Source organism: Polaribacter sp. (assembly GCF_024639685.1).
In the GTDB taxonomy this organism is placed as follows: Bacteria; Bacteroidota; Bacteroidia; order Flavobacteriales; family Flavobacteriaceae; genus Polaribacter.
Genome location: NZ_JAHEHX010000019.1, coordinates 64612 through 87114, shown reverse-complemented (window position 1 = coordinate 87114; position 22503 = coordinate 64612). Strand labels below are relative to the sequence as shown.

The window sequence follows — 22503 nt, the reverse complement described above, 5'->3', positions numbered from 1 at the left end:
TCATTTAATTCTGATGTAAAAATAGCAATTCAAACGTCATAATTCGTAATTTTGATTCATGAAAATTAAACTTTTAGCGATAGGAAAAACAGATCATAAACAACTATCGCTTTTGATAGACGAATATCAAAACCGTCTAAAACATTACATTAAGTTTGAGATAGATATAATACCAGATATTAAAAATGTTAAAAACCTAAGTGAACTCCAGCAGAAAGAAAAAGAAGGTGAACTTATTCTTAAAAAACTACAAAACACAGATTTTTTGGTGTTGCTAGATGATAAAGGAAAGCAGTTTACATCTATTGAATTTTCGAAATATCTACAAAAGAAAATGAACGCTGGACTAAAACAATTGGTTCTGGTTATAGGAGGACCTTATGGGTTTTCTAATGCTGTATACCAAAAATCACAAGGAAAAATATCGCTTTCTAAAATGACATTTTCTCATCAAATGATTCGTCTTTTTGTAGTTGAACAAATTTACAGAGGTTTTACAATTTTAAAAAATGAACCTTATCATCATGAGTAAACCAATCTTTTTGCTGTGTAATTTTTCACATAGATCTACTTTATAAAATGATTACATTTGTATAAATCAATTTAGTTTTAATGAAATTAGTCTTCGCAACAAATAATCTCAACAAGCTTAGAGAGGTGCAACAAATGTTATCAAATTCTATAGAAATATTAAGTTTAAAAGACATTAATTGTACTGAAGAAGTAGATGAAACTGAGGTTACTTTAGAAGGTAATGCCAAATTAAAAGCAGACTATATTACCAAAAATTATGGTTATAACTGTTTTGCTGATGACACTGGTTTAGAAGTAGCTGCTTTAAATGGCAAACCTGGTGTATATTCTGCACGTTTTGCAGGTGAACCCAAAAATACAGAAAGAAATATGCAAAAATTATTGGATGAATTGAATAATGAATCTAATAGAGAGGCTCAATTTAGAACTGCTATTTGTTTAAATTTAAATGAAGAGCAATTTTTATTTGAAGGAATTTGTACTGGTACAATTTTAACAGAAAAACAAGGTGAAAAAGGTTTTGGGTATGACCCAATCTTTAAACCTACTAATTACAACGAATCTTTTGCAACCATGAGTTCATCAGAAAAAAATAAAATTTCTCACAGAGGTTTAGCAGTTCAAAAATTAGTTGATTTCTTAAAAAACTATTAGCCTATTTACAAGATTGTCCTTAATTAATTATGATTACAAAAAACTACACAGTCCACTTTATGATTTTATCAGTTTTACTGGTAATTTTATTTTTTGTAAATGTTAGTTTAGGTTCGGTATCCATTCCAATTAAAAATATACTTTCGATACTTTTTGGAGGTATTTATTCTAAAGAAAGTTGGGAAATCATAATTCTCAATTTTAGATTCCCCAAAGCAATTACGGCAATTTTAGTGGGTTCTGGTTTATCAATTTGTGGTTTGCTAATGCAAACTTTATTTAGAAACCCGTTAGCTGGTCCTTTTGTTTTGGGTATTTCGTCTGGAGCAAGTCTTGGAGTGGCTATACTAATTTTAGGTACTTCTTTTTTTAGCGGAATTTTAATTACGCCAACAATATCAAATTGGTCTTTACCAATCGCTTCAAGTTTAGGTGCCTTTTTGGTATTAACAGCAGTTATAGTTGCTGCAAATAAAGTAAGAAATATAATGTCTATTCTAATTATAGGTCTAATGTTTGGCAGTTTAGCATCAGCTATTATTAGTGTTTTGGCTTACTTTTCTAAAGCATCAGAAATCCAACAATATATATATTGGAGCTTTGGTAGTTTAGGTAATTTAAGTTGGGCAGAAATAGCTGTTTTTGCTACTATTTATTTTATTGGTATTTTAGGTAGCTTAACGATTATTAAACCATTAAATAGTTTTTTATTAGGTGAACATTATGCGAAAAGTATAGGAATAAACGTCAAAAGAAACAGGAATATTATTCTACTAATTACAAGCATTTTAGCAGGTGTAATTACAGCATTTTCAGGGCCAATTGCTTTTGTTGGTTTGGCTGTACCTCATATTTCAAAATTACTTTTCACAACATCAAATCATAAAATATTAATACCTGCAGTTGCTATTTTAGGTGGAATTATACTTTTAATTTGCGATTCTATTGCACAATTACCAACAAGCGGGTTTACTTTACCTATTAATGCAATAACCTCTTTATTTGGAGCACCAGTAGTCATTTGGTTATTAATTCGGAAAAAGAAAATTTTTATTTAAGATGGATAAAAATCAAAATAATATCGTTTTAAAGACTGAAAAATTATCTATTGGTTACGTGAATAGAAAAAAGAAAACTATTGTTGCAAAAGACATCAATCTAAATTTAAAAGAAAAAAACTTAATTACAGTTTTAGGAAAAAACGGAATTGGTAAATCTACATTTTTAAGAACCATCGCTAAAGTTCAAAATGCATTATCAGGTTCAATTTTTATTAACCAAAAAAACTTAGAAAGCTATACTAATAGAAATATTTCTACCTTATTAAGTTTAGTTTTAACGGAACGTTTACCCGAAAGCCAACTCACTGTTTTTGAATTAGTAGCTTTAGGAAGACAACCTTACACCAATTGGATAGATAAATTATCTGATAATGATGTCGAAAAAATAAACATTGCTTTACAACAAACAGAAATTGAACACTTACAACACAAATTCTTTTATGAATTGAGTGATGGTCAGTTACAACGTGTTTTAATTGCAAGAGCCTTAGCCCAAGATACAGCGATTATAATTTTAGATGAACCAACTGCTCACTTAGACATACATCATACTTTAAAAATATTTGCACTTCTTAAAAAATTGGTTCAAAAAACTTCTAAAACCATAATTATCTCCACACATCAGGTAAATTTAGCATTACAATTTTCTGATAATGTTATTTTATTTAAAGACAATAAAGTTATTTCTGGATCAATAGATGAGTTAAATAACATAAATGCTCTAGAAGATTTATTTCCTGATACTATTATTAATTACGATACCAAGTTAAAACAGTTTGTTATTAAAGCAAACTAATTTTGAATTAGGAGTAACTTTTTGTTATTTTTGAGATACTAGTTTTTTAATAATTAATAAAATTAAATCGATGAAAAAAATACTTTATGTTGCAAGTGCTTTAGTTTTTATGGCTTGTGGTACTAGCAAAGAAGCATCTATTGAAGATGCAAATGTAGATCAGGCAGCAAAATACGCAGCAACTATTACAGCAAAAGATTTAGGTAATCACTTATTTACATATGCTTCTGACGAGTTTGAAGGAAGAGAAACTGGTGAACCTGGTCAAAAAACTGCCGTAGAATATTTAAAAAACTTTTATAAAAGTCAAGGTATAGTTAGTCCAATTGGTGGAGATGATTATTTTCAAGAAGTTCCTGCAGAATGGATTAATAAAAATACAAGAAGAGGAAAGTTTAAAGATTCAGAAAATGTAGTTGCATTTATAGAAGGATCTGAAAAGCCAGAAGAAATTGTAGTAATTTCTGCGCATCTAGATCATGAAGGAGTTAAAAACGGTATAGTTTATAATGGTGCAGATGATGACGGCTCAGGTACTGTTGCTATGTTAGAGATTGCAGAAGCTTTTCAAATTGCCGCTAAAGCTGGTAAAGGTCCCAAAAGATCTATTTTGTTTTTACATGTTACTGGTGAAGAAAAAGGACTGTTAGGTTCTAAATACTATACTGATGTTGATCCTATATTTCCTTTAGGAAATACAGTTTGTGATTTAAATATAGACATGATTGGTAGAATTGACAGCAGACATAAAGCAGATCCCAACTATGTTTATTTAATTGGTTCAGATAAGTTAAGTACAGAATTGCATACTATTTCTGAAGCAATGAATAAGAAGTATACAAACATAAATTTAGATTATAAATACAATGATGAGAATGATCCTAATCGTTTTTACTACAGATCAGATCATTATAACTTCGTAAAAAACAATGTGCCAATTATCTTTTATTTTAATGGTACTCATGTTGATTATCATAAACCAACTGATACACCAGATAAAATTAACTATGAATTATTAGAAAATAGAACAAAGTTAGTTTTTCATACTGCTTGGGAAGTTGCGAATAAAGAAACTAGAATTATAGCTGATAAAGCTAAAAAAGAAGAAAATTAAGAAGTAGTATTTCTTAATCTAGAGATAAAAAAGCCTGATTGAAATATCAGGCTTTTTTTAATACTATACTCCAAATTGAGTTAAGTGATGATCTAAATGTTTGTAGAACATAATATTCCATTCTGCAGTTGTAAGCTTACCAAACGAATTAGATTCTTTTCCGTCAAAATGTGTTTCTCCCAATTCTTGAGTTTGAATAATATAATTTTCAAGCTTCTTTTTCTCTTCTAAAAAATCTTTCTGATCTGTAATTAAAAACTGAGGAGCTGTTCTACTGTTTTTAGGATATGGTTTTTCTGATACTACTGCACTTTTAACAATTGTTTTAAGAATCCATCTTGTAAAAGCATTTGGCTTTTGGTTTTTTTTTGTGTAAACCATTTCATAAGTTACAGAGCAATGTGCTAGCATTTGTGAAACTGACATTTTACCCCATTTTGGTTGTGTATCTTTAGTAAGATTGTTAATTCTTTCTAGAACTTCTTCAGTAATTTTTTGGCTGAATATATTTTTCATAATCTAAATTTAGTGTAATATTTTAAAAATCAATTCTTTTAAAATATCACCTTGAGTTTGGTTTGCCCCTACTCCTTTACTTTTTACATCTGCATCTCTTAAAAATGCAATTATCTGCGCTACTTTACGCATTGGGTAATTTCTAGAAGCCAAAAAGTAATCTTCTACAAAATAAATGTTTACCCCTAATGCTTTAGATACAGCATCTTTAGACTTATTTTGTAGACCGTGAAATAATAAAAGCTTAGTGAAAAAATTATTCAACAAAGAGATTGTCATCACTGTTGGATTATTCTTAGGGTTGTCGACAAAATAATTAATAATTCTATTTGCCTTTAGAACATTTTTATCACCAATAGCTTTTAATAATTCAAAATTATTAAAATCTTTAGAAATACCTATATTCTCTTCTATGTGATTATCATTAATAATGGTTTCTTTAGGTAGTATTAAAGTTAACTTATCTAATTCATTTGATATTTTACTTAAATCAGTTCCTAAAAAGTCAACTAACATTTGTGCAGCCTTAGGAGCTATTTGATAATTTTTACCATTTAAAACTCTACGAATCCAATCTGCTACTTTATTATCATATAACTTTTTACTTTCATAAACTAAGCCAGTTTTAGCAATTGCTTTATGCAGTTTTTTACGCTTATCTAGTCTTTTGTATTTGTAATTGATAACCAATACTGTAGTTGGTTGAGGGTTATTTGCATAGCTAACTAATTTTTCTATAGATCTGCTTAAATCTTGAGCTTCTTTAATTATAATAACTTGCTTTTCTGCCATCATTGGGTAACGTTTAGCAGAAGCAACAATATCATCAATAGAAGCGTCTCTTCCGTACATTACCTGTAAGTTGAAACCTTTTTCTGCTTCTTCAAGCACATTTTCTTCAATATAATCAGAAATTTTATCAATATAGTAAGGTTCTTCACCCATAAGAAAGTAGATGGGTTTTATAGTTCCATTTTTAATATCTGAAACAATGTTTTTAATTTCGTTCATTTTCTTACTTTTGATTGATGCAAAAACTCAATCTGCCTAACATTAATTATAAAGTCAAAAATAGCGAAAATAAGGTGCTTATTTTTGATAATTTGAGAAAAAAATACTTGGTTCTTACTCCAGAAGAATGGGTTCGTCAGCACTTTATACACTATTTAATTGGTAAAAAACGATATCCAGAAAGCCTTATAGCTTTAGAGAAGCAACTTGTTATTAATAATCGTAAAAAAAGAACTGACATCTTAATCTTTAATAAAAATGGAAAACCAGAGATAATTGTAGAATGCAAAGCACCTTCTATAAAAATTACCCAAGATACTTTTGATCAAATTGCACGTTACAATTTAAAACTGAATGCAAACTACTTAATAGTTACTAATGGGTTGCAGCACTTTTACTGCAAAATGGATTTTGAAAAGGAAACTTATATTTTCTTAAAAGACATTCCAAGTTACAATTAAGAAAACTTTATTAAAAAACTCAGTTATAAAATGTAAATTCGCAACCTTGAAAACCGCGATTGTTATATTAAATTGGAATGGTAAAAAACTATTAGAACAGTTTTTACCCTCTGTTGTAAATTTTAGCTTGCCACAAGCAGAAGTTTATGTCGCAGATAATGCGTCTACAGATGAGTCCATTGCTTATATAAAAGAATCTTATCCTACAATAAAAATTATAGAGAACAAAAAAAATGGTGGTTATGCAAAAGGCTATAATGATGCTTTACTTTCTATAGATGCAGATATTTATGGATTAATTAATTCTGATATTGAGGTTACAGAAAATTGGTTAAATTCTATTACTAAGGAGTTTAAACAAAATAAAAACACAGCTGTCGTACAACCAAAAATTTTAGACTTTAAAAATAAAAATAAATTCGAATATGCAGGGGCTGCAGGTGGTTTTATAGATTTTTTTGGTTATCCTTATTGTAGAGGGCGTATTTTTAATTATCTTGAAAAAGATAAAAATCAATTTAACGATATTGCTGATATTTTTTGGGCATCTGGTGCTTGTTTATTTATACGCTCATCAGTTTTTAACGAACTAAAAGGTTTTGATGAAGATTACTTTGCTCATCAAGAAGAAATAGATTTATGTTGGAGAACTCAAAATTTAGGATATGATATAAAGTACATTGGTACATCTACTGTATATCATGTTGGAGGCGCTACATTACAAGAAACGAATCCTAGAAAAACATTTTTAAACTTTAGAAACAGTCTATTTAACTTAGTAAAAAATGTACCTAATCAATGGTTTTTATTTGTAATCTTTTCAAGACTAGTTTTAGACGGGATTGCTGGTATTAAATTTATTTTTCAATTAAAACCTATTCATACTTTGGCTATTTTAAAGGCTCATTTAAGTTTTTATAAAAATTTAATTAAGTTTTTAAATAAAAGAAAACAATTAAGTAAAAAAGGGGATTACAATTTACACAAAACTGTTGTTTGGCAATATTTTGTATTGGGTAGAAAAAAATTTAATCAACTAAAATAAGACTAAAGAATATCTAAGCTACCTTTACCTTCTCTTATAACCTCTGGAATATTATCTGTTAAATCTATAATTGTAGAGGCCAAGTTGTCTCCATAACCACCATCTATAACTAGATCTACCAAATTATTCCACTTTTCAAAAATTAATTCTGGATCTGTAGTATACTCTAAAATATCATCATCATCTCTTATAGAAGAAGAAACAATTGGGTTACCTAAGGCTTCAACCAAAGCTCTAGCAATGTTGTTATCTGGTATTCGAATACCTACTGTTTTCCTCTTTTTAAAGGCTTTGGGTAAGTTATTACTTCCTGGTAAAATAAATGTATAAGGCCCAGGTAATGCTCTTTTTAATAGTTTAAATGTAGATGAGTCTATCTGTTTAATATAATTAGATAAATGACTAAGATCATTACAAACAAAAGAAAAATTCGCTTTTCCTAATTTAACACCCTTTATAATTGCTATTTTCTCTAGTGCTTTTGTATTTGTAATGTCGCAACCTAAACCATAAACAGTATCTGTTGGATAAATTATTAAACCTCCATTTTTTAAAACCTTAACCACTTTTTGAATTTCCTTAGGATTAGGATTTTCGTTATAAATTTTTATAAAATCAGCCATTGTATAAAAATACAAAAACTCAACTTAAAAATAACTTGAGTTTTTATATTAAGGAAGTATCGTTTTTATGATTTATCTACCAATCTAAAACCCTCTCCATGAATATTTAAAATTTCTACATTTTCATCTTCTTTTAGATATTTACGAAGTTTTGCAATATAAACATCCATACTTCTAGAAGTAAAGTAGTTGTCATCTCTCCAAATTTTTGTTAATGCCAACTCTCTAGGCATTAAATCATTTTTATGAATAGCTAGCATACGTAATAACTTGCTTTCCTTTGGAGATAACTTGTTTGGCTCTGCTTCTTTATCTTTAGATAAGTGTCTTAACTTAGAATTAAAAAAGAATGAACCAATCTGAAATTCAAACTGTTCCGAATCTGTTGTTTTATCAGATTCTTTTCTATGTAAAATAGCTTTAATTTTATGTAATAATACCTCAGAGTCAAAAGGCTTATTCAAATAATCATCAGCTCCAACAGCATATCCTTTTAGAACATCTTCTTTTAATGTTTTTGCCGTTAAAAATATAATTGGAATTTCTTTATTAGTAGTTCTAATATCTTGAGCTAAAGAAAAACCATCTTTTCTTGGCATCATCACATCCAAAATACACAAATCATAATCACTATTTTTAAACATAATAAGACCTTCTATACCATCTTTTGCGTGTGTTACATTGTAATCATTTAACGCTAAATAATCTTTTAGAACTGTTCCAAAATTTGGATCGTCCTCCACTAATAAAATTTTTTTACTTCCCATTTTTAAACTTTTAAATTAAAGGTAACTTTACTGTAAATATGCTTCCTTTTCCCTTTTCACTCTCAACAAAAACTGTTCCATGATGTTTTTCTACAATTTCTTTCACATAGGCTAAACCTAAACCATGACCTTTTACATCATGGATATTTCCCTTTTGCTCTCTATAGAACTTATCAAAAACATTTTTTTGTACATTTTTATTCATTCCAATTCCTTCATCTTTTATTTTAAATATGAAAAACTTGTTTGTACTTTCTGTAAATACATCAATCTCAGGCGCTCCAACAGAATATTTAATTGCGTTTTCTAACATATTTACAATTACGTTAGTTAAATGGAATTCATTCCCAGATATCTCTGAAGTTAACGCTTCTAAGTGTGTAGTTATAATTCCTTTTCTGTCCTGAATTAACAAATGCACATGACTTAAGGCTTCCTCTATTGTGTCGTGTATATCTATTGTTTCCTTACTAATATCTAATTGATTTTTTTCTAATCTAGAAATTCTTAAAACATTTTCTACTTGAGTATGCATTCTCTTATTTTCATCTCTAATCATATTTACATAACGTTCTACCTTTTCTTTATCTGATATGATTTTAGGATTTTTAATTGAATCTATTGCTAAATTTATTGTTGCAATAGGAGTTTTAAACTCATGTGTCATGTTATTTATGAAATCGGTCTTTATTTCTGAAAGCTTTTTTTGCTTAATTAATTGATAGAGAGAACTAGAAAATGCAATTATTATAATAAAAATAAAAAATAAAGACAACAATAAAATACCAGAGATTCCCGACAATATATGATTGTTTTTTGTTGGAAAGGTTACGTATAAAAAATGTACAGGTAAATCTTCTGTATTAAAAAATAAAGGATACCTATAGCTGTTTTTTTTATTAATCGTGTAGTAGCCAGATTTTAATTTTGTTGCCAAACCGTCAACACCATAAACACCATATTTAAAATCTAAAAAAATATTTCTTTTATTCAATTCATCTTTAATAGTTGCAGTTAACTCTCGGTTACTAACGCGTTGATGTATTGGTTTTTTTTCAAATAAGCTTCTAAAAGTTTCATAGTTGTACTCTTTTTCTAAATTAGTATATCTTTTAGTAAAAGAAGATCGTATGCCTTCAGAATTCGATTTCTTGTCAATCCCTGTGAAAGTTTTGGTTTGAAAAAAATCTTTCTTACCGGAAATTCTTTTTAAAATAATGCTATCATTGTCTAAAAAATCTTCACTTGGTAATTTAAAGTTTTCTTCTAAGTAAGTTGCTCCTAAAGAAAATGTTTGTTTTGTAGTAGTGTCTATTTCTTGAAAAAAGTAATTTTTTATTTGAGCAGCATTTGCCAACCCAATATTCTCTATCATTCCTTCAATCTTTCGATCTATTAAATCTTGCTCTTTTTCATTAATTCTTTCTGCAACTCTACCTAAAGATTTTTGGACATCGTTCCTAAATTGTTGCTTTTTACTCTCAACAGCATTATCAATCCAATAGAGTTGAACAGCAATTATTCCAATTAAGGAAATGCTCATTAAAATTACGATAAGAACAAACATTTTTTTGCCCATAAATCAAAGTTAAGTCTTTAAAAAATTGAAAAATATCTTTTTAACGTTGATTAACAGATTTAATTCAATTTTAAGAGCAATTTAACAAAATCATTAATAATAATTAAAACAATTAAGATTTTTCTGTTAAAATTTTATGGACTTTCTGGACTTGATCTTTAGTCTTATTAAGATCATCATTATAAATAATATAATTAGATTGCAATAACTTATAGGTATCAGATAACTGATTTTTCATTCTGTACAAAACATTTTCTTTTGATACATTATCTCTACCAATTACTCTTTTTATTCTTGTGGAAGAATTTGCATAGACAGTAATTATAAAATCACAAAATTGACTATTATCGCTTTCAAAAAGAATGGCTGCTTCATATATTATTATCTCCTTATTTCTTTGCTCTTTCACAAAATTATGAAAGTTTTTTCTTACTTCCGGATGTACAATTTTATTTAAAGCATCTAATTTAGAGCTATCCTTAAAAACAATATTAGAAATATATTTTTTGTTTAAATAGTTGTCTATGTAAGCATTAGCTCCAAAAACTTCATTTATCTTTTGTTTAATTATTTGTGATGTTTGCATTAGCTTTTTAGCTTCTTCATCTGCAATATAAATTGCTACATTATCAAAGGATGAAAAGTAATTTGCCACAGTAGATTTACCACTTCCAATTCCACCTGTTAGACCAACTATTTTCATATTATTTTTGAATTAAAAAGTCAATTTTTGAAGGTAACAATTTTATATTTCTCACAAAACTTGGTTTTAAAACTACTTTAGGAATCAAATATGATAAATTATTTTTTTTAGATAATAAATAATCACATTCTATTTTAAAAGAGGCTTTAGAAACGTTGTTAAAATTAGATAATGCAACTACAAAAGCTAATTGAATTTCATCGTTAAGTATGGTTAAATTAACTTGCTCTGGCTTATTTTTAATTGTAAAAGGGACCATAATTTTACCTTCTGTAAATTTATCTACACTACCAGACAAAACAACCTCATCTCTAGCATACTGAATATTCTTTAATTCAGTTATTTTTTTTATGGACAACGTTTTTGTGAAATCTTTTTTTACATCTGTAAGAACAAGTGGCAATAATTCTAGGTTATCTATTTCTTTTATCTGTGACAATGGACCTGAAATTAAAATTGAATCAGGCTTTAATACTATTGGCTCTAAGAGATCATAACCAATATGATAATTTAAATCTAAATTTGGCTTTAAGCCAACGTACTTAGAAGTCAACTCACCTATTTGTAAAGGTATTGTGTCTAATTCTATGGATTGTAAATGAATACCAGTGAATAATTGTTTTTGAATTTTTAAGAAATGATTTTTAGAAAGTAAATAATAGCTACCTTTTTTATTTTTATTTAGTTTTGAAGCATCAATACTTATTTTTCTATTACTAATTTGTGTTGTTAGTAAATTAAAACCAGAAGATTTCACAGACAAACTTAAAATTTTAAGATAAGGCTCTTGTAATAGTTTATTCTGAGGAATATTTTTAAATGTAATTGGTAAACTTATTTCTGTAGTATACTCTTTAGAAAATGTAATTAACAACCATATAAAAAAGGAAATAAATAAAAAAACAATAAGTGTTTTCGGTATTTTCTTAAAATTTTTCAAATTAAAAATTTTTAATGCAATCTAATGAAAAGTCAAATAACAAAAAAGTGGATTTTCCTCCAAAAAGAAGAAAACCCACTTTCAGTAAATCTATTTTATTACTTTTTTGCTGGAGCTAAATATTTCTTACTTAGTTCCATAGAAATTGCAGAACGTTCAAACTTTATTTTTCCTGCGCCTGTTTCTAAAGTTATAGTATTATCTGTTTCATTAACTTCTACAATTTTACCGTGTATACCACTTGCTGTAATAACTTTAGTCCCTTTTTTAATCTCTGCCTGAAATGCTTTTTCTTTTTTCTGACGTTTCATCTGTGGCCTTATCATAAAAAAATATAAGACTAATATCATTGCTAAAAAAGGCAACATACTTGCTAAACTTCCTGAATCCATTTGTTGTATTGTTTTATGCTTTTGGAGTAACCATTCCTTTAAGCGTTAATATTTCTCTTCCAGATTCTGTATTAGTGATTAAAGTAATATTTTTTTGTTGTCTATTACTTTTACCATTAGTATTAAATCTTACTTTGATTTCTTCTTTTGATCCTGGTTTAATAGGTGTTTTTGGCCAAACAGGTACAGTACAACCACAAGTTACCTGAGCATCTGTAATAACTAAATCTGTTGTACCTGAATTTGTTAAATTAAAAACAGTTTCTACAATTTCACCTTCTGTAACTGTACCAAAATCGTACTCAGTTTTATCGAAAATTACTAGTGCAGCTCCGTTTTTAATTTCTACATCTCTAGTTTTTGCACTTTCTAAATTGTCTTTATTTATTTTTGATGAAGCAGTGTTGCTGTTTCCACAAGAGATAAATACTAATGAAGTTGCTAGAAGAGCAACTAAAATTACTGATTTTTTCATTATATATTAAGTTTTTGTAAAAATAATAAATTAAAATTTGTTAACCCAAATTTAAAGTAATCCTCTACCTATTTTTACGATTTTTTTAGTTTCTAAAAACTCTTTTGAAATTTTATCTAAAACACCATTTATAAAATAACTACTTTTGGTTGTAGAATAATCTTTTGCGATTTCTATATATTCATTTATAGTTACTCTAACAGGTATTGACCCAAAATTCACAAACTCTATTATTGCCATTTTTATTAATATCATATCAATATAAGCAATTCTATCTGTTTCCCAATTTGGTGTTTTATTTGTAATATCTTGTTCGTATGTTTTATGTTTTAATACCGTTTTTCGAAACAATTCAGAAACAAAATCTTCATCATCTTGATCTTTATATAACTTACCAAGCTGAAATGTTTTTCCTTCTTTTTGCTTGTTTAACGTTTTTAAAATCCATGTATTTACAAAAGGGATATCATCTACCCAAGAAATCATTTTATCTTCATAAAATTCTGCTAACTTTTCATTTGGCGCAATAATTTGCTTGTAAAATTCAATAACAAATGCTTTATCTGATTTGAATGAAATTTCTTTACTATTTATGTAATCTTTGTAAAAATCACTTTTTTGTAGTGCATCAAAAATAATTTTTACATACTCATCGTCAAAAGACCAATGATTAAGTTTATTAAGCGATAAATAACTTTCTAGAGCAATGCTATCTGCAATAGAAGTTATTAAAGTATTATCTATAAATTTTGTGTTAGGTTGTAAATCTTCTGAAGTCGCTAAGATTTTCTTTTTAGATAATGCTATTTTTTTAGCTGCTAATTTCTGCACCTCTACAAGCAGCTGAATGTTAAGCACATAAAGATCAAATATTTTTAAAATACTATGTTTTAAAAATATTTCTTCTCTTACCATATCATCATTATGAGATTGTTGCATGGCGTATACAGATTGCATTACTTTAACTCGAATATGTCTTCTGTTAATCATTATAAAGAACTTAAATATATTGCTTTTGGTTGCGATGCAAAAGTAGTATTATTTTACTTTTGAATAGCCTCTTTTTAATTCTTTTTTAAGAAAGTTTATACTCCCGAAACTTGTATCTTCGTATTTTCTTTTTAATATTTTTCCATTGAAAGCATTACAATACATAAATAAATATTTATCTAAATATAAATGGCGAATTATTATTGGTTTGCTAATAACCATACTTTCTAAACTACTTACTCTTCAAGTGCCTAGAATTATTGGAAACTCTTTTAATATTGTTGAAGAATATTTAAACAATACAGTAACAGACATTGCATTTGTAAAACAAGAACTCTTAAAAAATGTACTTATTATTATAGGAGTAGCTTTACTAAGTGGGTTCTTTACTTTTTTAATGAGACAAACAATTATTGTAACATCTAGGCTAATTGAATTTGATTTAAAAAATGAAATTTATCAACAATACCAGCGCTTATCTCTAAACTTTTATAAAAAAAATAGGACAGGAGATTTAATGAATAGAATTAGTGAAGATGTTTCTAAAGTTAGAATGTATGTTGGCCCAGCTATTATGTACACAATGAATATGATTGTTTTATTTGCTGTTGGTTTTACACAAATGTTACAGGTAGATAAACAACTTACTATGTACACATTAATTCCTTTTCCGCTTCTATCTATATCTATTTTTGTTCTAAGTAAAGTTATTCATAAAAGAAGTACAATTGTTCAACAGTATTTATCAAAACTAACTACATTTAATCAAGAATTTTTTTCAGGAATAAATGTTGTAAAGTCTTACGGAATTGAACAATCTATAATTAAAGATTTTGATGCTATTTCAAACGAGAGTAAAGAAAAAAACATCAATTTACAAAAAGCAAACGCTTTGTTTTTTCCCTTAATGATATTACTAATAGGAATAAGCAATTTGATTGTTATTTACATTGGAGGATTGCGTTATATTAATGGCGAAATACAATCTGGAGTAATTATTGAATTCATTATGTATGTTAACATCTTAACATGGCCTGTAGCAGTGGTAGGATGGGTAACTTCTATGGTCCAACAAGCAGAGGCATCACAGGCTAGAATTAATGAATTCTTAAATGAAGTTCCTGAAATAAATAATAACAATAATAATAAAACAAACATATCAGGAAAAATAACATTTAAAAACGTTTCTTTTACCTACGATGATACAAATATTACAGCTCTAAAATCTATTAATCTAGATATTAAATCGGGGGATACACTTGCCATACTAGGAAAAACTGGAAGTGGAAAATCTACAATAATAGAATTAATAACTAGACTTTATGATGTTACAGAAGGAACAATTTTAATAGATGACAAACCTATCACAGAATGTAATCTAAACGATGTTAGAGCACAAATAGGTTTTGTGCCACAAGACCCTTTTCTTTTTTCAGATACAATTGAAAATAACATTAAATTTGGAAAAGAGGAAACTAATAAAGAGGAGATAATAGCAGCTGCAAAAAATGCAGTAGTACACAATAACATCATAGATTTTACAAATGGCTACCAAACAATACTAGGAGAGCGTGGAGTAACTTTATCAGGAGGACAAAAACAAAGGGTCTCTATAGCTAGAGCTATTATAAAGGATCCTAGAATTTTAATTTTTGACGACTGTTTATCTGCTGTAGACACTGAAACAGAGGAAGAAATACTATCTAACCTAAAAAAAATATCTAAAAATAAAACAACTTTTATTATTAGTCATAGAGTTTCATCTGCTAAAAATGCTGACAAGATAATTGTATTAGATAGTGGGGAAATTACACAACAAGGAACTCATAATCAACTTATAAAAACAGATGGGTATTACAAAGAACTTTATGAACAACAACTTTTAGAAAAAGAAATTTAATGTTTCGTATTGCTAAGTAAAATATTTTATTAGATTTGTAACAGTAACAATTATAATGTAAATACTATAGCAAAGATTATGGCAGAGAGAGTTGAACAAGAAGAAATTTTTTCACAAGTACTAAGAGCTGGAAGAAGAACCTACTTTTTTGATGTTAGAGCTACTAAAGCAGACGACTATTACTTAACAGTAACTGAAAGTAAAAAATTTACACATGATGATGGTTCTTTTCATTATCAAAAACACAAGATTTACCTTTATAAGGAAGACTTCTCAGATTTCCATGAAATGTTAAAGAAAGCAACTGACTACATTGTTGCTGAAAAAGGAAACGAAGTGATCTCTGAACGTCATCAGAAAGATTATAAGAAGGAAGAAAATACAAATTCAGAAGATTCTACAGAAAGTGCAAAAGACTTTACAGATATTTCTTTTGATGATATTTAAAAATAACAATTAATTCAAATTCAATTTTACACTTGTAAAACCACAACTTCTCATAGTTGTGGTTTTGTTTTTATAGAACTTGTTTCATAGTATTACTTTTTGCTACAGTTTCTAACCATTCTTTTTCTGGATCACTATCTTTAGTGATACCTCCACCAGCATAAATTTTAGCAACATTAGAAGCAATCGACATACAACGAAGATTTACAAAAAGTATTGACCTTTGTTTATCGTTTTTACCATTACTAAGGTTTAGCTCACCTAAGAACCCAGTATAGAAATCTCGGTTATAAGACTCATTTTTTAGTATAAATTTTTTTGACTCCTCTCTAGGCAATCCACAAACTGCAGGTGTTGGATGTATAGCTCTAATTAGATTTTCTAAAGATATATTCTTCTTTAACTGCCCCTCTACTCTGGTTCTTAAATGCAAAAGAGTACCTGCCCTAACTGTTTCTGTATTATTAATTTTTAAGTAAGAAGAAATTGGTTGTAGTTGTTTTTTAATAAAATTGGTAACTAGAATTTGTTCTTCTAACTCCTTACTCTTCCAAATAGGGTTTTTATTTTCATTAAAAAGTTGTGTTCCTGCTAAAGACATTGTTTGAAATGAGTTTTCAGACACATGTAATAACGTTTCTGGTGTTGCACCCAACCAAAGCCCTACTTTTGGGTGAAACCATACGTATACAAAAGCATTTCTATAATAATGAAGCAATGATTTAAATACCGCTAATAAATCGAAACTTGTTAATTGTATTTCTTCAAATCTGGAAATTACAATTTTCTTGCAATTTTGTTCTTTAATTTTAGCAATTGCTTTTGCTACTATTTCTATATGTTTCTCTTTTAAAGTAACATCTAGATTATCTAAAACCGATTTACTTTCTAAAAAGGTATCCATAAAATAGAGGTCTTCATTAATACACTCAGACTGCTCTAGAGGAAAAATAATAGCATCTTCATCTTCATTAAAAGGAGCAAAAACAAATCCTGAAGCATTGAAATCAGTATTTTTTTGTAAAGTATCATTAGAAAGAAAAAAACCAGAGAGTAATGTTTCATTTGGCTTATTGTAAGCAACAAAAGGTTTGTTTTTCTCGTAAGAATCTGCTATTTTTTTAAATAAACTCAACGTAGTGCTATTTTTTTGCTAAAACAATGTTCGTCATTTTTGCTACTGATATTAAGTTTTGTAACTCATCCACTATTGTCACTTCCCAAAGATGCGTACTTTTTCCTTTATGAATATTTTTTGCAGTAGCATATACCACTCCATCAGTTTTACTTTTAATATGGTTAATAGAGAGCTGAATACCATTTATAAATTGATTTTTAGAATCAATAAAAAAATTTGACGCTGCACTTCCTACAGTTTCTGCTAGCGCTGCAGTAGCTCCACCATGCAATTGTCCATAAGGTTGATGCACCTTAGAAGAAACCGGCATCTTAGCAGTTAAAAAATCTTCTCCTATAGCAACATACTCAATATCAAGCGTTTCCATTAATGTGTTTTTATTTCGACTGTTAAATGCTTGTAAAAGACGTTTTGTATCCATATCTGCTTGAATTATGATGTAAAAATACACATAAAAAACTGTATTTTTGCAACTGAAAATCATGTAATTTTATGTATAAAATAAGAATTATTCTAGATACTAAAGAAGATGTTTTAAGAACTATTTTAGTTAAAAATTCAATAAATTTAGAACATTTACATTTTATTATCGCAAAATCATTTGGTTTTGAAGGTCAGGAAATGGCGTCTTTTTACAGAACAGATTATGAATGGAATCAAGGTGAAGAAATTCCTCTTTTTAATATGGCTGAAGCAGGAGAATCAATATCAATGCAAACCTGCATTTTAAATGAAACACTCCCTAATGAAAACAATAAACTCATTTATGTCTATGACTTTTTAAAAATGTGGACATTTTATGTAGATGTAGTTGAAATAAGTGAAGATAAAAGAACAGATTTACCACAGACTATTTTAGAAGTAGGGTCAATACCAAGTAAAGCTCCAGAAAAGGAATTTATAGCAGACAAATTAGGAAATGATTTTGATGATCAAGATGATTTAGATGACGAATTTGGAGATTATGATGACTTTGATTATAATGATTTTTAGAATTATTTAAAGAAATTCTCTTCAAAAGTTTTCGTAACAAAATTGTATTTTAATCGTCTTATCTTATATAACTGGCTAAATCAATTTCATTGGAAACTATCTTATCACTCAAAAATCTTGACAAAAAATATGGCAAAGTTCATGCTGTAAATAATTTATCTTTTGATATAAAAAAAGGTAATGTTTATGGTATTCTTGGCCCAAATGGAAGTGGGAAATCTACGACCTTAGGAATCATTTTAAATGTTGTTAATAAAACTTCAGGTGAGTTTTCTTGGTTTGATGGAAAATTATCTACCCATGATGCCTTAAAGAAAGTTGGCGCAATTATTGAGCGCCCAAACTTTTACCCTTATATGACTGCTACACAAAACTTATCTTTAATCTGCAGTATTAAAAGTATCTCTACAGAAAAAATTGAAGAAAAATTAAAAACAGTAAATCTATTTGAAAGAAGAAATAGTAAGTTTAGTACTTTTTCACTGGGTATGAAACAACGTTTAGCAATTGCATCTGCATTACTTAACGATCCAGAAATTTTAATCTTAGATGAACCTACAAATGGTTTAGATCCTCAAGGAATTCATGAAATAAGAGAAATTATAAAAACAATTGCAGCTAATGGTACTACAATATTATTGGCTTCTCACCTTTTAGATGAAGTTGAAAAAGTATGTAGTCATGTAGTTGTAATTAGAAAAGGAGTAAAATTATATTCAGGCAAGGTTGATGAAATGACAGCCTCGAAAGGTTTGTTCGAACTTAAAATAGATAATAATGAAGATGAATTAATTTCATTATTGGAAAATCATGATGCTATTTTAAAAGTTACCAAAGAACAAAATCTAATTATTGCAACATTGAATGAAGAGATTTCTGCCTCAGAAATAAACAGTTTTTTATTTAAAAATAGACTCGTATTAAGCCATTTGGTAAAACGTAAACCAAGTCTAGAACAACAATTTTTAGATTTAACAAAAAGCAACTAATCAACTAAAAAAAACAGTCATGTTTAGACTTCTTAATATAGAATTTCATAAATTAAGGTATAATAAAGCAAGTAAAATATTATCTATTATTTACTTTGGTTTGCTAACATCAATCGCTTTAATAGCTGCAATTAAATTTGAATTTGGTAGTTTTAAATTACACCTATCTGACGCTGGTATTTTTAATTTTCCATACATATGGCATTTTAATACTTTTATAGCTGCGATTTTAAAGTTTTTTTTATTACTTGTTATTGTTTCTGTGATGTCTAATGAATATAGTTTCAAAACCCTGAAACAAAATTTAATTGATGGTTTAAGTAAAAAAGAATTTATACTTTCTAAGTTTTACACGGTAATTGCTTTTGCTTTAATATCAACCCTATTTGTATTCGTAGTTTCATTAATATTAGGTAAAGTGTATTCAGATTATGATGAATTTTCAATCATAATATCAGATTTAGACTATTTATTAGCCTTTTTTGTAAAACTAGTTGGCTTTTTCTCTTTTGGATTATTCTTAGGTATTTTAGTAAAAAGATCTGCTTTTGCAGTTGGAGCAATGTTGGTTTGGCTATTTATAGAAAGTATCTTTAAAGGGTATTTATACTGGCAATTTCAAGGTGCTGAAAATACAGGTGAAAAAGTAGACGCTATTATGCAATTTTTACCCTTAGAGGCAATGTCTAATTTGATAAAAGAACCTTTTTCTAGACTAGGAGCTGTAAGATCTGCCGCAAATACGATGGGTGAAGTGTTTACTAAGAGTTACGCAGTAGAATTTTCTAATGTACTTATTGTTTCATTATGGACATTTATTTTTATTTATTTATCATACAAATTATTATTAAAGAGAGATTTGTAAATAATATCTTATAATATTGGTGTAGAAAATCCTGCTGATAATTATACCTATGTTTGGACAGATGAAAATGGAACAGTTTTAAACACTACTTCTGTAGATAATATAGATATTTCTGAAGGAGGAAGATACAAAGTAACTGCAACTACCACAGATGGTACTATGTGTTCTAGAGAAAAAACTATAGAAGTAAATTAGTCTAATATAGCCACTTTAGAAGCTAGCTTTGTGACAATTGTAGATGAGTCAAATAGTTTAGGAAGCACCAACAATTTATCCATTTCTATTGATGTTATCAATAATGATTTAGGGCCTGGTGATTATCAATTTGCAATCATTAATAAAGATGATAATACTAGGATTCCTTTTACAGGTTATCAAGACGAACCACTTTTCGAAAATTTAGAGGGTGATATTTATCAAATTATTGTAAATAACAAAAATGGTTGTTCTCCAAACACAACACTATTGGTTTCTGTAATTCAGTTTCCAAAATTCTTTACTCCAAATGGAGATAATAATAACGATACTTGGGTTGTAAAAGATGCAAATCAAACTTTTTATCCTAATGCTAGTATTAACATCTTTAATAGATTTGGTAATCTAGTTGCACAAGTACCTATCGATGGAAATGGTTGGAATGGAACGTACAGTGGTAAATTGTTGCCTTCTGATGATTATTGGTACAATATAACGTTAGTACCTGCAGACACAACAAAACCAACAATTAACAAAAAAGGAAACTTCTCTTTATTGAGAAAATAAGGTTATGAAAACCTGTTTTTTATTAAAATTTTTACACTTAAATTTCTTAATTTAGCTCAAAATTAAGAACGCTATTTTATGGATATTAACTTCAACAAAAACGAAGACTACAATAAACTATTAGTTTCAGATTTAAAAAATCGTTTTGCGAAAGTTAAACTTGGTGGTGGACAAAAAAGAATTGACAAACTACACGAAAAAGGAAAAATGACAGCTCGTGAAAGAGTCGACTATTTATTAGATAAAAAAACAAAAAGCATAGAAATAGGCGCCTTTGCAGGAGAAGAAATGTACGAAGAACATGGAGGTTGTCCTTCTGGCGGTGTTGTTGTAAAGATTGGCTACATCAAAGGCAAACAATGTATCGTTGTTGCAAATGATGCAACTGTTAAAGCTGGGGCTTGGTTTCCTATTACAGGAAAAAAGAACTTAAGAGCTCAAGAAATATCAATAGAGAATAAATTACCAATTATTTACCTTGTAGATTCTGCAGGAGTTTATCTACCCATGCAGGATGAAATTTTTCCAGACAAAGAACATTTTGGAAGAATATTTAGAAATAATGCTATTATGAGCTCTATGGGTATTACCCAAATTTCTGCGGTCATGGGTAGCTGTGTTGCAGGTGGTGCATACTTGCCTATTATGAGTGATGAAGCTTTGATTGTAGACAAAACTGCAAGTATATTTTTAGCAGGAAGCTATTTGGTAAAAGCTGCTATTGGTGAAAGTATTGACAATGAAACTTTAGGAGGTGCAACCACACATTGTGAAATTTCTGGTGTCACAGATTATAAAGCTAAAAATGATAAAGACGCTTTAGATAAAATTAAATTTATAGTTAATAAGATAGGTGATTATGATAAAGCAGGTTTTAGTAAAACCGAATCTTTTGAGCCTAAAGAAAATCAAGATGAAATTTTCGGAATTCTACCAAAAGAAAGGAATGCACAATATGATATGTTAGAAATCATAAAACGTTTGGTAGACAAATCTGAATTTGAACAATATAAAGAAGGATATGGACAAACTATTCTTACAGGTTATGCAAGAATAGATGGTTGGGCAGTTGGCATTGTTGCCAACCAAAGAAAATTAGTTAAAACTACTTCTTCAAAAACCAAACCTACAGAAATGCAATTTGGTGGTGTAATTTATAACGATTCTGCAGACAAAGCTACACGTTTTATTGCCAATTGCAATCAGAAAAAAATTCCATTGGTATTCTTACAAGATGTTACAGGCTTTATGGTTGGCTCTAAATCAGAACATGGAGGAATTATAAAAGACGGTGCTAAAATGGTAAACGCGGTTAGTAACTCAGTAGTACCTAAATTTACCATTATTATTGGTAATTCTTATGGTGCAGGTAATTATGCCATGTGCGGTAAGGCATATGATCCTAATTTAATTGTGGCTTGGCCAAGTGCTGAACTTGCAGTGATGAGTGGTAATTCTGCTGCAAAGGTTTTATTACAAATAGAAACAGCATCACTTAAAAGGAAAGGTGAAGAAATTACACCAGAAAAAGAGGCTGAATTATATAAAGAAATTAAATCTAGGTATGACAAGCAGATTTCTCCATATTATGCCGCTGCAAGAATTTGGACAGATGCCGTAATAAATCCTTTAGACACCAGAACTTGGATTTCCATGGGAATTGAAGCTGCAAACCAAGCTCCTATTGAGAAAAAATTTAATATGGGAATCTTACAAGTATAATCTATACTTTAAAAACGCTAAAAAAT

26 protein-coding genes are annotated in these 22503 nt (G+C 28.5%); 14 read left to right on the top strand and 12 right to left on the bottom strand.

From position 1 onward, the window contains the following. Positions 1 to 58 precede the first annotated feature (58 nt). The 5 genes from rlmH (at position 59) to Q0L44_RS06300 (ending at position 4159) form a co-directional block, all read left to right on the top strand. Positions 59 to 532: a 23S rRNA (pseudouridine(1915)-N(3))-methyltransferase RlmH gene (gene rlmH, locus Q0L44_RS06320; protein ID WP_296636775.1), complete on the top strand. Its 474-nt coding sequence runs from the start codon at positions 59 to 61 to the stop codon at positions 530 to 532. A gap of 80 nt (positions 533 to 612) precedes the next feature. Beyond that, the gene (locus Q0L44_RS06315; protein ID WP_296636773.1) at positions 613 to 1188 is read left to right on the top strand and encodes a non-canonical purine NTP diphosphatase; all 576 of its coding nucleotides are present in this window, start codon (positions 613 to 615) and stop codon (positions 1186 to 1188) included. A 59-nt stretch (positions 1189 to 1247) separates the two neighbouring features. After that, a complete protein-coding gene (locus Q0L44_RS06310) occupies positions 1248 to 2246 on the top strand; it encodes an iron ABC transporter permease (protein ID WP_296636769.1) in 999 nt (332 codons plus the stop codon). 1 nt (position 2247) lies between these two features. Further along, complete coding sequence (locus Q0L44_RS06305; protein WP_296636767.1) at positions 2248 to 3045, top strand: ABC transporter ATP-binding protein; 798 nt, start codon at positions 2248 to 2250, stop codon at positions 3043 to 3045. Positions 3046 to 3115: 70 nt separating this feature from the next. Beyond that, entirely contained in the window at positions 3116 to 4159 is a 1044-nt protein-coding gene (locus tag Q0L44_RS06300) for a M28 family metallopeptidase (protein WP_296636765.1), read from the top strand. Positions 4160 to 4222: 63 nt separating this feature from the next. Here Q0L44_RS06300 and Q0L44_RS06295 read toward each other — a convergent pair whose 3' ends face one another. Both Q0L44_RS06295 and holA read right to left on the bottom strand, forming a co-directional pair. Further along, positions 4223 to 4675: a DUF1569 domain-containing protein gene (locus tag Q0L44_RS06295; protein ID WP_296636763.1), complete on the bottom strand. Its 453-nt coding sequence runs from the start codon at positions 4673 to 4675 to the stop codon at positions 4223 to 4225. A gap of 9 nt (positions 4676 to 4684) precedes the next feature. Continuing rightward, on the bottom strand, positions 4685 to 5686 hold the full coding sequence (holA, locus tag Q0L44_RS06290; RefSeq protein WP_296636760.1) for a DNA polymerase III subunit delta: 1002 nt from the start codon (positions 5684 to 5686) through the stop codon (positions 4685 to 4687). Positions 5687 to 5703: 17 nt separating this feature from the next. Between holA and Q0L44_RS06285 the strand changes: the two genes are divergently transcribed. Both Q0L44_RS06285 and Q0L44_RS06280 read left to right on the top strand, forming a co-directional pair. Further along, complete coding sequence (locus Q0L44_RS06285) at positions 5704 to 6147, top strand: type I restriction enzyme HsdR N-terminal domain-containing protein (protein WP_296636758.1); 444 nt, start codon at positions 5704 to 5706, stop codon at positions 6145 to 6147. A gap of 46 nt (positions 6148 to 6193) precedes the next feature. Beyond that, positions 6194 to 7192, top strand: a complete 999-nt coding sequence (locus Q0L44_RS06280) for a glycosyltransferase family 2 protein (protein ID WP_296636755.1) — start codon at positions 6194 to 6196, stop codon at positions 7190 to 7192. Positions 7193 to 7194: 2 nt separating this feature from the next. On the opposite strand, the gene Q0L44_RS06275 is transcribed toward Q0L44_RS06280, so the two are convergent. The 8 genes from Q0L44_RS06275 to nusB all read right to left on the bottom strand — a co-directional run bounded on the left by Q0L44_RS06275 (position 7195) and on the right by nusB (position 13661). Then, a complete protein-coding gene (locus tag Q0L44_RS06275; RefSeq protein ID WP_296636752.1) occupies positions 7195 to 7815 on the bottom strand; it encodes an L-threonylcarbamoyladenylate synthase in 621 nt (206 codons plus the stop codon). Positions 7816 to 7880: 65 nt separating this feature from the next. After that, positions 7881 to 8582, bottom strand: a complete 702-nt coding sequence (locus Q0L44_RS06270) for a response regulator transcription factor (protein ID WP_296636749.1) — start codon at positions 8580 to 8582, stop codon at positions 7881 to 7883. 10 nt (positions 8583 to 8592) lie between these two features. Further along, a complete protein-coding gene (locus Q0L44_RS06265; protein ID WP_296636746.1) occupies positions 8593 to 10161 on the bottom strand; it encodes a HAMP domain-containing sensor histidine kinase in 1569 nt (522 codons plus the stop codon). A gap of 112 nt (positions 10162 to 10273) precedes the next feature. Continuing rightward, complete coding sequence (gene coaE, locus Q0L44_RS06260) at positions 10274 to 10864, bottom strand: dephospho-CoA kinase (RefSeq protein ID WP_296636743.1); 591 nt, start codon at positions 10862 to 10864, stop codon at positions 10274 to 10276. A gap of 1 nt (position 10865) precedes the next feature. Then, positions 10866 to 11804 (bottom strand): hypothetical protein, encoded by a 939-nt coding sequence (locus Q0L44_RS06255; RefSeq protein WP_296636741.1) that lies wholly within the window; start codon positions 11802 to 11804, stop codon positions 10866 to 10868. 98 nt (positions 11805 to 11902) lie between these two features. Beyond that, positions 11903 to 12196, bottom strand: coding sequence for a preprotein translocase subunit YajC (gene yajC / locus Q0L44_RS06250; protein WP_296636738.1), 294 nt, complete (start codon positions 12194 to 12196; stop codon positions 11903 to 11905). 13 nt (positions 12197 to 12209) lie between these two features. Continuing rightward, on the bottom strand, positions 12210 to 12671 hold the full coding sequence (locus tag Q0L44_RS06245) for a DUF1573 domain-containing protein (RefSeq protein WP_296636735.1): 462 nt from the start codon (positions 12669 to 12671) through the stop codon (positions 12210 to 12212). Positions 12672 to 12722: 51 nt separating this feature from the next. After that, a complete protein-coding gene (nusB, locus tag Q0L44_RS06240) occupies positions 12723 to 13661 on the bottom strand; it encodes a transcription antitermination factor NusB (protein WP_296636733.1) in 939 nt (312 codons plus the stop codon). Positions 13662 to 13806: 145 nt separating this feature from the next. Here nusB and Q0L44_RS06235 point away from each other — a divergent pair, with 145 nt between their 5' ends. After that, positions 13807 to 15561 carry an ABC transporter ATP-binding protein gene (locus Q0L44_RS06235; RefSeq protein WP_296636730.1) on the top strand — a complete coding sequence of 585 codons (1755 nt, stop codon included), beginning with the start codon at positions 13807 to 13809 and terminating at the stop codon, positions 15559 to 15561. A 78-nt stretch (positions 15562 to 15639) separates the two neighbouring features. Continuing rightward, complete coding sequence (locus tag Q0L44_RS06230; RefSeq protein ID WP_296636727.1) at positions 15640 to 16008, top strand: PUR family DNA/RNA-binding protein; 369 nt, start codon at positions 15640 to 15642, stop codon at positions 16006 to 16008. 70 nt (positions 16009 to 16078) lie between these two features. Here Q0L44_RS06230 and Q0L44_RS06225 read toward each other — a convergent pair whose 3' ends face one another. Both Q0L44_RS06225 and Q0L44_RS06220 read right to left on the bottom strand, forming a co-directional pair. Continuing rightward, the gene (locus Q0L44_RS06225) at positions 16079 to 17143 is read right to left on the bottom strand and encodes a chorismate-binding protein (protein WP_296636725.1); all 1065 of its coding nucleotides are present in this window, start codon (positions 17141 to 17143) and stop codon (positions 16079 to 16081) included. A 7-nt stretch (positions 17144 to 17150) separates the two neighbouring features. Then, positions 17151 to 17567, bottom strand: a complete 417-nt coding sequence (locus tag Q0L44_RS06220) for a PaaI family thioesterase (RefSeq protein WP_296636722.1) — start codon at positions 17565 to 17567, stop codon at positions 17151 to 17153. 71 nt (positions 17568 to 17638) lie between these two features. Between Q0L44_RS06220 and Q0L44_RS06215 the strand changes: the two genes are divergently transcribed. From Q0L44_RS06215 to Q0L44_RS06195, 5 genes are all read left to right on the top strand, one after another. Then, a complete protein-coding gene (locus Q0L44_RS06215) occupies positions 17639 to 18139 on the top strand; it encodes a hypothetical protein (protein WP_296636719.1) in 501 nt (166 codons plus the stop codon). Between the two features lie 89 nt (positions 18140 to 18228). Beyond that, positions 18229 to 19128, top strand: coding sequence for an ATP-binding cassette domain-containing protein (locus tag Q0L44_RS06210; protein WP_296636717.1), 900 nt, complete (start codon positions 18229 to 18231; stop codon positions 19126 to 19128). A 19-nt stretch (positions 19129 to 19147) separates the two neighbouring features. Continuing rightward, on the top strand, positions 19148 to 19993 hold the full coding sequence (locus Q0L44_RS06205) for an ABC transporter permease subunit (RefSeq protein ID WP_296636714.1): 846 nt from the start codon (positions 19148 to 19150) through the stop codon (positions 19991 to 19993). 225 nt (positions 19994 to 20218) lie between these two features. After that, on the top strand, positions 20219 to 20755 hold the full coding sequence (locus Q0L44_RS06200; protein ID WP_296636713.1) for a T9SS type B sorting domain-containing protein: 537 nt from the start codon (positions 20219 to 20221) through the stop codon (positions 20753 to 20755). Between the two features lie 78 nt (positions 20756 to 20833). Then, positions 20834 to 22477, top strand: a complete 1644-nt coding sequence (locus tag Q0L44_RS06195) for a carboxyl transferase domain-containing protein (RefSeq protein WP_296636710.1) — start codon at positions 20834 to 20836, stop codon at positions 22475 to 22477. Positions 22478 to 22503: the final 26 nt, after the last annotated feature.